Origin of the sequence: Actinotalea subterranea, assembly GCF_008364845.1 — a bacterium.
GTDB classification, from domain to species: domain Bacteria; phylum Actinomycetota; class Actinomycetes; order Actinomycetales; family Cellulomonadaceae; genus Actinotalea; species Actinotalea subterranea.
In genome coordinates this window covers 465,792-480,548 of the sequence record NZ_VTTP01000003.1, presented here as the reverse complement: position 1 = coordinate 480,548, position 14,757 = coordinate 465,792, and the positions used below count along the sequence as shown (strand labels likewise).

The following is a 14,757-nucleotide window of genomic DNA, read 5'->3' as shown; positions in this document are numbered from 1 at the left end:
GCGGGTGCCGCCTACCCGAGAGGGCTGTCGGCCCGGACGCCCGGCAGGTCACCGAACCGTGCGTTCGCGTCGAGCGACAGCACGATGCGATCCTCCTGGGCCGCATGGGCCGCGATGATCAGGTCGTGCGCTCCGCGCGGTGTGCCGCGGCGTCGCACGTGCGCCAGCAGCCGGGCGTGCTCGACGGCCGTCCGCTCGGTGTAGTCCAGCACCGTCAGGGTGTCGGTGATCGCCGCGAGGACACGCGCGCGATCGGCCGCACGCTGCGCGGTGTCGGCGAGCTCGACCCCGGTGCGGAACTCCGCAACGGTCACGGCCGCGATGGCGAGGTCGTCCTCGTCGAGGGCGGTGGTGTCGAACCGACCACGCTCGTACGCGATGAGCGTGGTGGTGTCCAGGATCAGTCGCCGGCCCACGGGTCGCTCTCGTCGGCGCGCAGGAGCGATGCCGCCGCGGCGACGTCGTCGTCGAACGCGTCATCCAGCGCGGGGACGCGGCTCAGGGCGTCACGCAGGGACCGCCCTGTCGCGGGGACCACCGGACGGAGCTCGGCGACGACATGGCCCGCCCGCGTGATGCGGATCGTCTCACCGTGCTCGACCGCGTCGAGCAGGTCGGAGAACCCGCGCGAGGCATGGGTGGCCGTGAGGGTGCGCATCCCCCCACGGTATCAGGGAATCTGATTCGTCGGTCAGGCTTTGACGACGATCGTCGAGCAGATCTTGTCCGCGAGCGTCTGGCTCTTGGGGTCCCACAGGGGCCACAGGTACCCGATGTACAGGATCATGCTGTCGATGTTGTGGGCGAACTCGCGACCGAAGGCCATGGCCGCTCCGGGGGGCGCCATGGTGTCCTCCCTGACGAGCCGGATGCCCAGCGCCTGCTTGCCCAGCGACTGACCGGTGCGGCCCTGCCGGATGTAGCGGTTCCAGATCTGGAAGCCGAGGGCGATGGCGTAGCCACCGAGGCCCACGGCCAGGCTGCCGCCGGTGGGCTGCGCGGTCGGGTAGCCGTACGCGTCGTACCCCGGCGTGGTGAAGACGGCGGAGCCGAACGCGGAGATCGTGAAGAACACGATCACGGGGACCATGTCGATCAGGAACGCGCCGACGCGGGCGCCCCACGACGCGTAGTCGGCGCGCCCTCCGTAGCCGTACGCCGGCTGCGAGTAACCACCCGCGGCGTATCCCGCCGCGAAGCCGCCCGCGCCGTACCCGCCCCCGCCGTATCCCGCGCCGCCCGACGGGTGCGCGGCACCGGTCGAGTAGGAGCTGAAGCGGCTCGGGCTGTCGGCCTGCGGTGCGAGCGGCGTCTGCGCCCGCGTCGGCTGGCCGTAGGCGTCCTGCACGTACGCGGGGGTCGGCGCGTACGTCGGAGTGGGTGCGTACGTCGGGGTGGGTGCGTAAGGCGACGTCGGCACGGGAGGGACCTGGGCCGACGGCGCCCCGTACCCGCCCGGGGCCGTGGGCACCTGGGTGTACGGGCTCGCACCGTAGGCCGCCGACGCGGGCTGCTGACCGTAGGGGTTCTGCTGCGGAGTGGGAGTCGGAGCGGCCTGGCCGTACGGGCTCGGCGGCGCGGAGGGCTGGCCGTACGGGCTCGGCTGCGCGGGCGCCTGGGTGTACGGGCTCGGCTGCGCGGGCGCCTGGGTGTACGGACGTGCCGGCGCGGCCGGGGCCGCCTGGCCGTACCCGGCGGGAGGCTGGACCGCCTGCGGCTGGACCGGCTGGGGCTGCCACGTGGGGAGCTGCGGATCTGCGGCGCGGGGCCGGTCGGGCTGCTGGTCGTCGCTCATCGGCTTCCCCTCGTCTGCGTCGCGCGACCGAGTATGGCAGCGCGACCACGCGGCAGGTACCGGCACGGATCACCACCGGCCGGACATCATCCATTCGGGCGTGCCGAACCGGGCGAACCGGACATTGCGCGCGGCGCGGGTGTGAAGCCCGGTGTGAAATCTCCGCCGCCGCCGGGATGTGACGCAGCGTCACCTCCACGCTGTCGCAGGCCCGAGCAGAGCGCACGAGGCGCGGGGGAGGACCCTCCGCGCGGCCTCTGCAGGCGCCGCGCGAGCCCTCCGGGGCGGACTGCGGCACCCCCACCCGGCATCCTGGAGGAACAACGTGGACCAGCAGTACCGACCCGCACCCCGGGTCACCCCCGAGCGACGGAAGCGACGCGAGGGCGTCCGACGCGGCGCGACGGCCGCGGGCGTCCTGACCCTGGCGGCTCTCGGCACCGGGATCGCGGCCCCCGCCGCCTTCGCCGCGCCCGCGCCCGCACCTGGCGTCACCATCGTGGGCGTCGGCAGCCCCCTGAGCGGGGTCACACCCGACGGCGTCTGCGCCGTTACCGCCACCGTCGTTGGCGGCGCAGGCGGGCGGTCCGCCGACGGCGCGGGCGGCGTCGGCTCGAACGGCGCCGGTGCGCTCGTGACCGCGACGTTCTCCGTGCTCCCGGGCACCCCGTGGAGCGCGACCGCCGGCGGCGGTGGCCGGTCGCACGCGGGCAACACCGGCGGCGCGGGCGGCCTGAACGGTGGCGGCGCGGGCGGCAGCGCGGCCGACGACCACGCGGGTGCGGGCGGCGGCGGCTGGAGCAGCCTGCACCTCGGTGGCACCGACGAGGCGGACCTCGCCGTCCTCGCGGGCGGCGGCGGAGGCAGCGGCGGCGGCCACTCGACGACCGACGACGGGTTCGGCGGCGACGCCGGCCTCCCCACGGGCGTCGGCGCCGCTGCGGGTGACGCGGGCACGGACGGTCGCGACGACGACGGCCTCGTTCCGGGCGGCGGCCAGGGCGGCACGGCGACGGCGCCGGGCGCGGGCGGCGCGCACAGCACCGACCCGACGCTCGACGGCGAGGCCGGGTCGGGCCGCTCCGGCGGCGCGGGCGCCCCGGACCCGAACTTCGACGCCGCGGGCGGCGGTGGCGGCGGCTACTTCGGCGGTGGCGGCGGCGCGTCCACGCTCATCAAGAACAGCGACAACGGGATCCTCGACGTCGCCGGTGCCGGCGGCGGAGGCGGCTCGAGCTTCGTCGCCGCGGGCGCGACCGACGTGACGTCGGCCCCCTTCGGCCGCGAGACGGGCGTCGGCGCGGGCCAGGACGGGTACGTCGAGCTCGCGTGGGTCCCGTGCGCGTACGACCTCGCGGTGGAGAAGTCGGCGACGGTGGACCCGGCAGGTGCCGCACCGGACGTCGCGCTCCCGGGCTCGACCGTGACCTGGACGGTCACCGTGACGAACAACGGACCCGAGGCGATGACGCGCGGCGACCTCGTCACGCTGACCGACACCCTGCCGGGTGCCTCGTCGGCCGTCCTGACGGGGGTCACCACCTCCGGCGGCGCGAACGGGACGCTCGAGCGCGGGCCGGTCACGTGCGACGCCGACGCCGGTGACGTCATGCCCGCCACGCTCACGTGCTCCCGCCCCTACGCGCCCTACGGCGGGCCGGTGGACGGCGCCCGCGGCCTCGACGTGGGCGAGCGGCTCACAGTGACCTACGAGCAGGAGGTCACCGACGCGGCCGGCACCGTCCTCGCGAACACCGCGACGGTGACGGACCGCGGAGCGCCCGAGGACAACACGGACACGGCAACCGTGACCGTTGCCACGCCACCGTCGGCCCAGGACGACGCCGACCTCGGCAACGCCGCCGGCGAGGTCGTCACCGTCCCGGTCGTCGGCAACGACTCCGCGGGCGTCGGCCCGGGCACCGTCGTCCTGCGTGACGGCACGGGCTGGACGACGCGGCTCGTCGTCCCCGGTGAGGGCGTCTGGACCGTCGACCCGGCCACCGGATCGGTGACCTTCGCACCCGAGCGCGGCCTCCTCGTGGACCCGACACCGGTCACCTACCGGGTCACGGACGCCAACGGCCTGCACGCCACGGCGGAGGTCACGGTGACGTACCTGCCGCAGGCCCGCGACGACCGGCGGGACGGCAACCCGCGGGGCAGCAGCGTGACGGTGGACCCGCTGGGCAACGACCACGGCACGCTCGACCCGACGTCGGTGCGCCTCGTCGACCCCACGTCGGGCGCGCAGGTCACGACGCTCACGGTCCCCGGCGAGGGGGTGTGGACGGTCTCCGCCACGACGGGTGCGATCACCTTCACTCCCGAGAGCGGCTTCACGGGTGACCCGACGCCGGTGACCTACCGCGTCACCGACACCCTCGGGAACGTCACGACCGCGCAGGTCGTGGTGACGTACGTCGCCCCGGCCACCCCCGCCGCGGGCGGGTCCGCGGGCCTGGCCACGACCGGCGCGTCGCTCGCCGGACCGGCGCTCGGGGCGCTCGCGCTCGTGCTCGTCGGTGCGACCGCGACCGTCGTGGCGCGACGCCGCCAGGCACAGGCCTGACGTCCCCGGGCGGCCAGGCGTCGCCCGACCCCGCATGAGACACCGGGCCCGCGCCGATCGACGGCGCGGGCCCGGTGCGCCGTCGCGCTGGGGCCTCGTTCCACCTTGGCGTCGGGAACCTGAGGCTGCACCGCTCCTGCCGAGCACGAGCAGTTCGACCTTCGGCCTGCAGGGCGGCACCGGTACGCGAGCAGGGCCACGCCTCTAGCGACCGACCCGTTTTCGTCATACGATATGCCGGTGGCAGTGAGCGAAGAGCAGATCCAGAAGTGGGCGGATGAGGCCGAGTCCGGCTACGACGTCGACACCCTCAAGCGTCGAGGCCGCGGACGTCCAGGCCGGGGGGCTGAACCAATGCAGGTCGTGGCGGTCCGGCTGACCGCTGAGGAGCTCGACGCCCTGGACGCGGCCGCCGCCAAGAACGAGATGAGTAGGTCCGAGGCGATCCGGGCCGCACTCGCCCACTTCGCCGCGTGAAGGTCCATCGCAGCGCGCTCAAGCACGGCGTCTCGCCGGAGGACGCTGTCCAGGCGGCCACGTCGGCGCTGTGGATCGAGCCCATCGACGAAGACGGCCCGCCCCACCGAGAGCTGCGCCTGGGGTTCGACACCCAAGCCCGAATGCTGGAGACCGTGGTCCTGATCCTCGAGGCTGGAGACGAGCGCGACAGGCGAGCACTCCGCCCGCTGGACGCTACGCGCGGCAACGATCAACTCCCGGTCATGCCGCCGGCCGTGCGGTGGGACGACGTCGCGTCCGGGCGCGCGTTCGGGCGTTGGCAGCTGCAGGGAGGGGCTTCGAGACCGGGCGACGAACCGACGTCGACCACCTTGGGGCCTCGACGCAGCCCGCCCCTCAGGCCTCGGGCGCCGGCGCGGGGATGCGCGCGCTGACCCACAGCGCGAGGACCGCGACCACGGCCGCGACCGCGAACAGCGCCGGGTAGCCCCCGGCGCTCCCGACGAGCGCCGCCGCGAGCGCCGGGGCCACGGTCTGGGGCACGTTGGTCGCCACGTTGTACACGCCGAGGTCACGCCCCGCCGTCGCGCCGCCGTGCGGCATCGCCTCGGTCGCGAGAGCCGTCCCGCAGGCCGCGAAGGCGCCGAACGCGAGGCCCTTGAGCACGGCGAAGACCGCCATCCCCGCGACCGTCGGCACCACGACGGGGACGACGAGGGCGACCGCGAGGAGCGCGGAGGCTCCCGCCATGAACGGGCGGCGGTCGCGCACCCGGTCGCTCCACCAGCCGGCGACCACCGCCCCGACGAGGATCGCGACGAGCACCCCGACGGTGAGCCGCACGAGCACCGCCTGCGCCTGGTCCTCGGGCACGCCCACGTGGTCCACGAGCACGTAGAGCTGGAACGCGTAGACGAGCTGGTAGGCGAGGCCGAAGAGGAGCCGGGCGGCGAGCCCACGCGCGAACACTGGCGTCCGGCTCATCGTGGCCGCCGCCTCCCGGACACCGGCCCACCGGGCCCGGCCCGCGGGCACCGCGGGCGCGACGACCGGCCGGTCCCGGTCGAGCAGCACGTAGAGACCGGCGACGACGACGACCGCCACCGCCAGGCTCGCGTACGGGCCTCGAGCGTCGGTCGCCTCGCCCGCCGCGACGACGCCGAGGGCAGCCCCCAGCACCGCGACGAAGCCGAGCACGGCGAACACGGACCCGCGCCGCGCGACGGGCACCTGGTCGGGGACCGCCGCCGAGGCGGCGATGTCGACCCCGTTGAGGGCGAACTGCGCGAGGGCCCACACGACGGCGAGCGCGGCCAGCGTGTGCACCGCGCCCAGGGTGACCAGGAGCACGGCCGCGACGACCGCGCAGCCGAGCATCCAGGGGGCGCGCCGGCCCAGCCGCCCGCCCGTCCGGTCGCTGCGCGCGCCGATGAGCGGCTGGGCCGCGACGGTCAGCGCGAACGACACCGTGGTCACGATCGCGAGGTTGGTGGCCTTGGCGTCGGGGTCGAGCGCCGCGACCTGCGCCGGCAGGAGCACGACGAGGACGGCCGCGTATGTGGCGCTGAGGGCGAGGGTGACGGCCGAGACCGCGGGGACGAACCGGCGCAGCCGGACGGGCGTGGCTGTCGAGAGCGTCACGGCCCGGGCTCCGTCGGGCCGACCAGGTCCGCGCCGGGGGTGCCGAGCCCGCCGACGCGTCGCGCGGTGGCGAGAGCGGACTCGCGGGACGTCGCGCCGAGCTTGCGGTAGAGGGTGCGGAGCTGAGACTTGACGGTGTGCGTCGAGACCTGGAGCTCCGCCGCGATCTCGCTCGCGGAGCCGGTCCGTGTCAGGGCCTCGAGCACGACCTTCTCGCGCGGCGTCAGCAGGGGGAGCCCGAGGCCGTCGGGCACGAGGTCGGGCAGCTCGCCCTCGGTGAGGAGCCGGGTCGCGGCCTCGAGCCCGTGCTCGGACGCGACGCGTAGGAGCGCGACCCGGTCACGGGCACGCACGAGGAGGAGGGGCAGACGCAGGCCGTTCACCTCGAGCGTCGCCGCAGCCCGCGCGAGCACCTGCGCCGCGTCGGCGTCGCGGCCCAGCTCCGCGAGCACCGCGGCCTCGAGGACGGAGTGGTCGGCCCGGGCCCGCACGCCGGCACCGAGGCGGCCGCCGACGCGCGCGAGCCCCGCGAGCGCCTTCTCCGGCATCCCGGCGACGAGCTGTGCGCGCGCGAGGGCGAGCGCGACCACCGGGTCGGCCGCCCCCGCGGGTGCCGCGTTGACGGCGTCGTGCGCGCGGCCCGTGGCCACGAGCAGCAGCATCCGGGTCGCATCGAGGTGGCGCCCGTTGAGGGCCGTCGACGAGCGGCGTTCCCGGTGCAGGCGCAGCGTGGCGTCGAACCGCTCGAGCGCCGCGGCCGGTCGGCCCGCGACGAGGTCCACGGTGGCCTGGACGTACGTGAGAAGGGGCCAGTGCTCGATGGTCTCGAGGTGCGGGGCGAGCGCGTCCAGATGGTTCTGGGCACCACCGGCGTCGAGCTCCTCGACCGCCAGGACCGCCTCGGCGAGCCGGTACATCGATCCCATGTACCCGTCGGGCCAGCCGTCCGGCCAGCTCCGGCGGCGGGCTTCCTCGACGAGGTCACGGGCTCGTCGGACGTCCCCCATGAGGGCGTGCGTGCCCGCGAGGCAGGCGAGGTTGTGCAGTCCCGCCGTCGGCCCCGACGCGGCGCTGAGGCCCTGCTGGAACTGCGCGACGGCCTCCTCCGCGTGGCCCGTGTAGAGGAAGGCGATGCCCGTCTGCGCGTGGACCGTCGGCAGGATCGGGAGGAGCTCGCCGCGGTCCACGAGCGGCAGGTCGGCCACGAGCTGGGCGACCGTGTGCGCCGCGTGCAGCAGCGGGCGGCGCTGACCGGTGAGCCGCAGGGCGACGAGCTCGACCATCCGGAGCCGCACCTTGTCCGCCGGCGGCACGCGTGACGGGTGGATCCGCGCGGCGGCGACCGCGAGGCCGAACAGGGTGACGGCCTGCCGGCGACGGTGCCGGTCGGCGTTCTCCGCGATCGCCAGGTAGAAGAGGATGAACGGGTAGCGGCGCAGGCGGTGCACGGGGATCACGGTGAGCACCGGGCGCACCTGCCCGGCGTGCAGGCTGAGCAGGTCGTACCAGTGCCGCGCGATGATGCCGCTCACGAGGTCGAGGTCGTCCGCGTCCACCGCGGCCGCGAGCCCCTCGAGCGGGCGCCGGTGGGTGTCGCACCACGCCGCGACCCCTCGCCGGAGCTCGGCGTAGCGCACCGGGTCGGTGGCGCGCAGCGACTGCCGCAGCACCTGTCGCACCACCGTCGTGTACCGGAGCTCGAGCCCGTCGCGTCCGTGGGACCAGGTCCCGAGGCCGTGCGCGGCGACGTCCTCAAGGCGCGCGGCCGCGTCCCCGTCGCCCGTGAGCTGCTCGGCGAGCGCGGGCGTCAACGAGTCGGCGACGGCGGTGAGGCGCACGAGCCGCTCGGTCGCCGGGTCGAGCGACGCGGTCGCCTGCTGCACGAGGCGCTCGAGCGCGACGGTGGGGTCGGCCCCGCCCGCGCCCTCACGCTCGAGGTGCACCACACGGGTGGCCAGGGGCAACCCACCCGTCGCACGGTGCACGGTGCGCGCCTCGTCCGGGTCGGCCCCGAGCATCGTGGCCGTCTCGGCGACGGTCAGGGCCAGCGCCTCCTCCGCCAGGACCTCGACGTCGAGCCGGAGCCGCGCCTGGGCCGGGTCGAACGCGCGCCCGCCCCGCACCGCGACGACCACCCGGAGGGCCGGCACGGTCGCGGCGAGCTCGACGAGGTCGTCGGCGGTCTCGGCGTCGAGCCCGTCGGCGCCGTCGACGACGAGGACGAGCGGGCCGAGCTGCGTGAGCCCGCGTCGCAGGAGCCCCCGCGCGTCCGACGTCTCACGGAGCGCGTCCACACCGAGCGCGAGGACGTGCTCGGGGCCGACGAGGCCCGCGTCCTGGAGCAGCTCGACGACCTGCACCCAGAACGCCGTGCGCGCGGTCCCGCCGTCGACGTCGACGTCGACCCAGATGCCGCGCACCCTCGCGGAGGAGGTCCGGGCCCACTCCGCGAGGAGCACCGACTTGCCGCCGCCCGCGGGCGCGCGGACGACGGTGAGCGGCACGTCGACGTCGAGCGCCGCCACGAGCCTCGGCCGGGCCACGAGCCACGACGGGAGGCGCGGTGCGCCCAGGATGCCGCCCGCCGGTCCGGGCGGGCTCGTCGCGGTGCTCATCACCGGCCAGCCTAGGTCGAACGTCGCACGGGCCCGCGCGTGGCACCACGGCCGGGCGGGTGAAGCCGTGCACGGCACAGGCCCGGCTCGGCCCAGAGTCCTCCCACGTGTGTCTGCGAGGTGAGCAGATCTGCGGATCCCATCGCGCATCCCGGGGGTCGCAGTCGATACTGCTCGCCATGGAGCGCATCACGCACTGGATCGACGGCACGCACTGGTCCGGCACGGCGGCTCGCACGTCGCCGGTGCACGACCCGGCCACGGGCGAGGTCACCGCCGCGCTGGACCTGGCGGACGGCGCCGTCGTCGACCAGGCCGTCGCGAGCGCGGTCGCCGCGAGCGCCGGGTGGCGGCGGGCCTCTCTGACCCAGCGGGCGCGGGTCCTGTTCGCGTTCCGCCAGCTCCTCGCGGAGCGCGCCGAGGACGTCGCGGCGCTGATCACCGCGGAGCACGGCAAGGTCCTGTCCGACGCGCTCGGGGAGGTCACGCGCGGGCTCGAGGTCGTCGAGTTCGCGTGCGGCATGCCGCACCTGCTCAAGGGCTCGCACTCGGAGGGTGTCTCGTCGGGAGTCGACGTGCACTCGGTGCGGCAGCCCCTCGGCGTCGTCGCCGTGGTCTCGCCCTTCAACTTCCCGGCGATGGTGCCCCTGTGGTTCGTGCCCGTCGCGATCGCCGCGGGCAACGCCGTGGTGCTCAAGCCCAGCGAGAAGGACCCGTCGGCGCCGGACCTCATGGCTCAGCTGTGGAAGGAGGCCGGGCTGCCCGACGGCGTGCTCACCGTCCTCCACGGGGACCGCGAGGCCGTGGACCACCTGCTGCGCCACCCCGACGTGCGCGCCGTCTCGTTCGTCGGGTCCACGCCCGTCGCGCGGCACGTGTACGAGACGGCGACGGCGCACGGCAAGCGCGTTCAGGCGCTCGGCGGGGCCAAGAACCACATGCTCGTGCTGCCCGACGCCGACCTGGACCTCGCCGCGGACGCCGCGGTCAACGCCGGGTTCGGGTCCGCGGGCGAGCGTTGCATGGCGATCTCCGCCGTCGTCGCGGTCGAGCCGGTGGCGGACGCGCTCGTCGCGAAGATCGCCGAGCGGGTCGCGCGCCTGCGCACCGGGGACGGCAGGCGCGGCTGCGACATGGGCCCGCTCGTCACGCGCGAGCACCGCGACCGCGTCGCGGGCTACGTCGCGGCCGGGGTCGACGCGGGCGCCGAGCTCGTCGTCGACGGCCGTGACGTGCAGCCCGACGGGTCGCCGGACGGGTTCTGGCTGGGCCCCACGCTCTTCGACCGGGTCACGCCGGGCATGTCCGTCTACACGGACGAGATCTTCGGCCCCGTGCTGTCCGTGGTGCGCGTCGGCTCCTACGACGAGGGGCTCGGCCTCATCAACGCGAACCCGTACGGCAACGGCACGGCGATCTTCACGAACGACGGCGGCGCGGCCCGGCGGTTCGAGTACGAGGTCGAGGTCGGCATGGTCGGCGTCAACGTGCCGATCCCCGTGCCGATGGCCTACTACTCGTTCGGCGGCTGGAAGCAGTCGCTGTTCGGCGACTCCCACGCGCACGGCGCCGAGGGCGTCCACTTCTTCACGCGCGGCAAGGTCGTGACGTCACGGTGGCTCGACCCCGGCCACGGCGGCGTGGACCTGGGCTTCCCGACGCACAGCTGAGGCCCGCGCTCGGCGGGTCAGGGCGCGGGCGGCCGCGGGACGTCGATGCCGAACAGCATCTCGACCGCGGCCCGGTACTCCTCGGGGTGGCCGCCGTGGGCGCTCGCCCGGGCCCGCACCGTGGGGCCGTGCAGCATCGCGGCGGCGAACCGGCGCAGGGACCGCTCGACCTGCTCGACGGTCGCGTCGTCGGCACCGCGGGCGCGCAGGCGCGTGACCTCCGCACCGAGCACCTGCTCGACGTGGCTGCGCAGCGCGACGACGGCGGGCACGACGGCCTGCTCGGCGAGCGCGTCCTCGAACGCCTGCGCGCTCTCCTCGACGATGAGGAGCCCGGCGTCGACGGCGGGCGAGACCGTGTGGGGCGAGTGCGCCTGGACGGTCGCGAGGTCGATGAGCCGCACGCCGGGCACGTGCGCCACGGTCGGGTCGATGTCGTGCCGCAGCGCGAGGTCGACGAGGAGCATGGGCCGCGGCGCGCCGGCGGGCCCGCGGTGCCGGGCGCGTGCGGCGGTGACCATCGGGGCGTCGACGACGGGTCCGAGCGCACCGCTGCAGGACACGACGATGTCCGCGCGGGAGAGGTGGTCGCCGAGGCCGCCGGGCGGCACGGCCTCGATCCCGCGGTCGGCGGCGAACTGCTCGGCGCGGCCGGACGGCGAGTGCACGCAGACCTGGCTCACGCCGCGTGCGCGCAGCGCCGTGAGCGTCGCGCCCGCGTAGGAGCCGGTGCCGATGAGCAGCACGCACGCGTGTGCGAGGTCGAGGCCCACGGCGTGCAGGTCGTGCGCGGCGATGTCGAGCGCGACGCCCACGACCGAGCGTCCGGTGCTGCCCAGGGGGGTGCGCGAGCCGACGGCGCGGGACGTGCGCGAGGCCCGCTGGAAGAGGCGTTCGAGCGTCGCGCTCGTGGTGCCGTCGAGGCGTGCGGTCTCGAGCGCACGCCGCACCTGACCGGCGACCTCGCGCTCGCCGAGCACCATCGAGTCGAGCCCGGAGGCGACGGCGAACAGGTGCCGGGCGACCTCGGGGCCCGTCCGGGGCTGGAGGGACGCGACCACGTCGTCGTGCGGGAGGCCGCTCGCACGTGCGACGGCCTCGGTCGCGACGGCCGCCGCGTCACCGGCCGCCTGGGTCGTCTCGAGGTACACCTCGAACCGGTTGCATGTCGCCAGGACGACGCAACCGGTGATCGCTGGGCTGTCCGACACGACCTGCTTGGCCACGGAGTGGGCCCCCGAGCTGAGCTGCTCGAGGACGTCGAGGTCCAGATCGCGGTGACTCGCCGTAAGGGTCATGAGCACCACAACGAGCCTGATTGAACCAGGCCGAAGAATGTTCGGCACAATCGCAGGGTGACGCTCCCCGCAACGCATCCCCTGGTCGACGGCCGCACCGTTTATTCCCCGCTGGTCCGCGCATTCCGCGGCGAACGGCCGGGCGTCACGAGTGACGAACCCCACACGTCGGCACACGCCCGGACGCCTGTCTGGTTCATGCGCCAGGCGGGACGGTCGCTCCCGGAGTACCGCGAGCTGCGCCGCGGCGTCACGATGCTCGCGTCGTGCCTCGACCCGGAGCTCGGGAGCGAGATCACGCTCCAGCCGGTGCGCAGGCACGGGGTCGACGCCGGCATCTTCTTCAGCGACATCGTGGTGCCCTTGCTCCTCGCGGGGGTCGACGTGGACATCGTCCCCGGGACGGGTCCGGTGTTCGCCGAGCCCGTGCGCACCGCGCAGGACGTCGCTCGCCTCGCTCCGCTGGACCCCGCCGCGCTGGCCCCCGTCGTCGAGGGGGTCGAGCGGACGGTCGCCCAGCTCGGCGGCACGCCGCTCATCGGGTTCGCCGGTGCGCCGTTCACGCTCGCGAGCTACCTCGTCGAGGGCGGCCCGTCCAAGGACCAGCTGCGCGCACGCACCCTGATGCACAGCGAGCCCGAGACGTGGCGTGCGCTCATGGACTGGGCTGCGGACGTCACGGGCGCGTTCCTGCGGGCCCAGGTCCTCGCCGGGGCGAGCGCCGCGCAGCTCTTCGACTCGTGGGCGGGGTCCCTGTCGCTCGCCGACTACGAGGCGCACGTCGCGCCGGCGTCGTCGCGCGCGCTGTCCCACGTGGTGGACCTGGGCGTGCCGATCGTGCACTTCGGCACGGGGACGGGCGAGCTGCTGCGCGCCATGCGCGACGTCGGTGCGGACGTCGTGGGCGTCGACCACCGCATCGGCCTCGACGAGGCCAACCGGCGGCTCGGCGGGACCACGGTGCTCCAGGGCAACATCGACCCGGCGCTGCTCGGCGCCCCGTGGCCGGTGCTCGAGGCGCACGTGCGTGACGTCCTGGCCCGCGGCGCGCAGGCGCCCGCGCACGTGCTGAACCTGGGCCACGGCGTCCCCCCGACGACGGACCCGGACGTCCTGACCCGCATCGTCCGGCTCGCGCACGGCGAGGAGTGACGTGGGAGCCGAGAGCGCTCCGGCCGGGGCCGGGCACGCAGCTCCCGCGGGGGCGGACGTCGTCGTGGTCGGGGGTGGCGTCGCGGGGCTCGTGACCGCGCGCGCGCTGGCCCACGCGGGCGTCGACGTGCTGGTCCTGGAGGCGTCGGACCGCCTGGGTGGCTGCGTCGCGGTGCACGACGTCGACGCCGGCGACCGCCCGGCCCTGCGCCTGGACGCGGGCGCCGAGTCCTTCGCGACGCGCTCGCCGGTCGTCCTCGACCTCGTGACCGAGCTCGGGCTCGCGGACGACGTCGTGGTCCCCGCCCCGTTCGGCGCCTGGGTCCAGCTGCCCGACGGCGCGCTGCCGCTCCCGCGCGCCGGCGTGCTGGGCATCCCCTCCGCCCCGTGGTCGCCCGACGTGCGGCGTGCGATCGGCGTGCTCGGCGCGCTGCGGGCGTCGGCCGATCGCGTGCTGCCCGCATCGGTGGGCCTCGGTGACGGGGGCCCCGTGAGCCTGGGCCACCTCGTGCGCGCACGCTTCGGCCGGCGCGTGCTCGAGCGGCTCGTCGCGCCCGTGGTGACCGGGGTGCACTCGGCGGAGCCCGACGACGTCGACCTCGACGCCGTCCTGCCGACCGTCCGTGGCCTGCTCCGCGAGCACGGCTCGCTCGGCGCGGCGGTCGGCCGGGTGCGGGCCGCCGCACCCGCGGGGTCGGCCGTGGCGGGCCTCCGGGGCGGGATGAACCGCCTGGTCACGGCCCTGGCGGACGACGTCGTGGCGCACGGCGGGCGTATCCGTACGGGTGCCACCGTGGCGGGGCTCGTGCGCGACGGCGCGGGCTGGCGGCTCGCGGTCGACGGCGACGGCGACGGCGACGACGACGGCGCGCGGGAGACGGTCGGCGCGGGGACCGTCGTGCTCGCGGTGCCCGGCCCGGCGGCCGCCCGGCTCGCGGCGCACATGGTGCCGCAGGTGCGTGACCTCGCGACGCCGGTCGACACGGGCGTCGTGCTCGCGACGCTGGTGCTGGACGCGGCGGTGCTCGACGCGGCACCGCGCGGCACGGGTGTGCTCGTCGCGGCAGGCGTCCCGGGCGTGCGGGCCAAGGCGCTCACGCACGCGACGACCAAGTGGGCCTGGCTCGCACAGACGGCGGGCGGGCGTCACGTGGTCCGGCTGTCCTACGGCCGGGCGGGCGGGCGCCTCCCGGAGGACGTCGACGAGGACCTCGAGGCCGTCGCCCTGGCCGACGCCGCGCGGCTGCTCGGTGTCGAGCTGCGCCCGCAGGACGTCGTCGGGTTCGCGCGCAGGGACTGGCCGGGCGGGCTGCCGTACGCGCAGCCGGGGCACCGTGACCGGGTCGTCGCGGTGCGGGACGCGCTGGGCCGTGCGGGCGTGCGGGCGTGCGGGGCATGGCTCGCGGGGACCGGGCTCGTCGCGGTCGTGGCGGACGCGCAGGCGACGGCGCAGGCGATCCTCGAGTCGCCGCGCCCTCCCCTCGCGGGGTGAGCAGGCCCGGCTCCGGGAGGCATTTCCGCGCGGCTCCACGAGCATTCCCCGACCGGCGCCCGT

11 protein-coding genes are annotated in these 14,757 nt (G+C 75.7%); 5 read left to right on the top strand and 6 right to left on the bottom strand.

Annotated elements, in window-relative coordinates; genetic code table 11:
• Nucleotides 1-11: 11 nt before the first annotated feature.
• From FZ988_RS08090 to FZ988_RS08080, 3 genes are read right to left on the bottom strand one after another with little or no spacing between them, the layout of a single operon-like run.
• On the bottom strand, nucleotides 12-416 hold the full coding sequence (locus tag FZ988_RS08090; RefSeq protein ID WP_149203490.1) for a PIN domain-containing protein: 405 nt from the start codon (nucleotides 414-416) through the stop codon (nucleotides 12-14).
• Nucleotides 401-658 carry a type II toxin-antitoxin system Phd/YefM family antitoxin gene (locus tag FZ988_RS08085; RefSeq protein WP_149203489.1) on the bottom strand — a complete coding sequence of 86 codons (258 nt, stop codon included), beginning with the start codon at nucleotides 656-658 and terminating at the stop codon, nucleotides 401-403. The genes FZ988_RS08090 and FZ988_RS08085 overlap by 16 nt, the downstream gene beginning before the upstream one ends.
• Before the next feature lie 33 nt (nucleotides 659-691).
• Nucleotides 692-1,795, bottom strand: a complete 1,104-nt coding sequence (locus FZ988_RS08080) for an RDD family protein (protein ID WP_149203488.1) — start codon at nucleotides 1,793-1,795, stop codon at nucleotides 692-694.
• 325 nt (nucleotides 1,796-2,120) lie between these two features.
• Here FZ988_RS08080 and FZ988_RS08075 point away from each other — a divergent pair, with 325 nt between their 5' ends.
• Both FZ988_RS08075 and FZ988_RS08070 read left to right on the top strand, forming a co-directional pair.
• Nucleotides 2,121-4,367, top strand: coding sequence for an Ig-like domain-containing protein (locus FZ988_RS08075; RefSeq protein ID WP_149203487.1), 2,247 nt, complete (start codon nucleotides 2,121-2,123; stop codon nucleotides 4,365-4,367).
• A 234-nt stretch (nucleotides 4,368-4,601) separates the two neighbouring features.
• Nucleotides 4,602-4,844: a ribbon-helix-helix protein, CopG family gene (locus FZ988_RS08070; RefSeq protein WP_149203486.1), complete on the top strand. Its 243-nt coding sequence runs from the start codon at nucleotides 4,602-4,604 to the stop codon at nucleotides 4,842-4,844.
• 378 nt (nucleotides 4,845-5,222) lie between these two features.
• Here FZ988_RS08070 and FZ988_RS08060 read toward each other — a convergent pair whose 3' ends face one another.
• Complete coding sequence (locus tag FZ988_RS08060) at nucleotides 5,223-6,467, bottom strand: MFS transporter (RefSeq protein ID WP_149203485.1); 1,245 nt, start codon at nucleotides 6,465-6,467, stop codon at nucleotides 5,223-5,225.
• Entirely contained in the window at nucleotides 6,464-9,082 is a 2,619-nt protein-coding gene (locus FZ988_RS08055; protein ID WP_149203484.1) for a helix-turn-helix transcriptional regulator, read from the bottom strand. The genes FZ988_RS08060 and FZ988_RS08055 overlap by 4 nt, the downstream gene beginning before the upstream one ends.
• Before the next feature lie 179 nt (nucleotides 9,083-9,261).
• Here FZ988_RS08055 and FZ988_RS08050 point away from each other — a divergent pair, with 179 nt between their 5' ends.
• Entirely contained in the window at nucleotides 9,262-10,752 is a 1,491-nt protein-coding gene (locus FZ988_RS08050; protein WP_149203483.1) for a CoA-acylating methylmalonate-semialdehyde dehydrogenase, read from the top strand.
• Nucleotides 10,753-10,769: 17 nt separating this feature from the next.
• On the opposite strand, the gene FZ988_RS08045 is transcribed toward FZ988_RS08050, so the two are convergent.
• A complete protein-coding gene (locus FZ988_RS08045; protein WP_246169348.1) occupies nucleotides 10,770-12,050 on the bottom strand; it encodes a glutamyl-tRNA reductase in 1,281 nt (426 codons plus the stop codon).
• Nucleotides 12,051-12,107: 57 nt separating this feature from the next.
• On the opposite strand from FZ988_RS08045, the gene hemE reads away from it, so the two are divergent.
• Nucleotides 12,108-13,202 (top strand): uroporphyrinogen decarboxylase, encoded by a 1,095-nt coding sequence (gene hemE, locus FZ988_RS08040; protein WP_149203482.1) that lies wholly within the window; start codon nucleotides 12,108-12,110, stop codon nucleotides 13,200-13,202.
• Nucleotide 13,203: 1 nt separating this feature from the next.
• Nucleotides 13,204-14,694, top strand: coding sequence for a protoporphyrinogen oxidase (hemG, locus tag FZ988_RS08035; RefSeq protein WP_246169317.1), 1,491 nt, complete (start codon nucleotides 13,204-13,206; stop codon nucleotides 14,692-14,694).
• The last annotated feature ends 63 nt before the right edge of the window (nucleotides 14,695-14,757 follow it).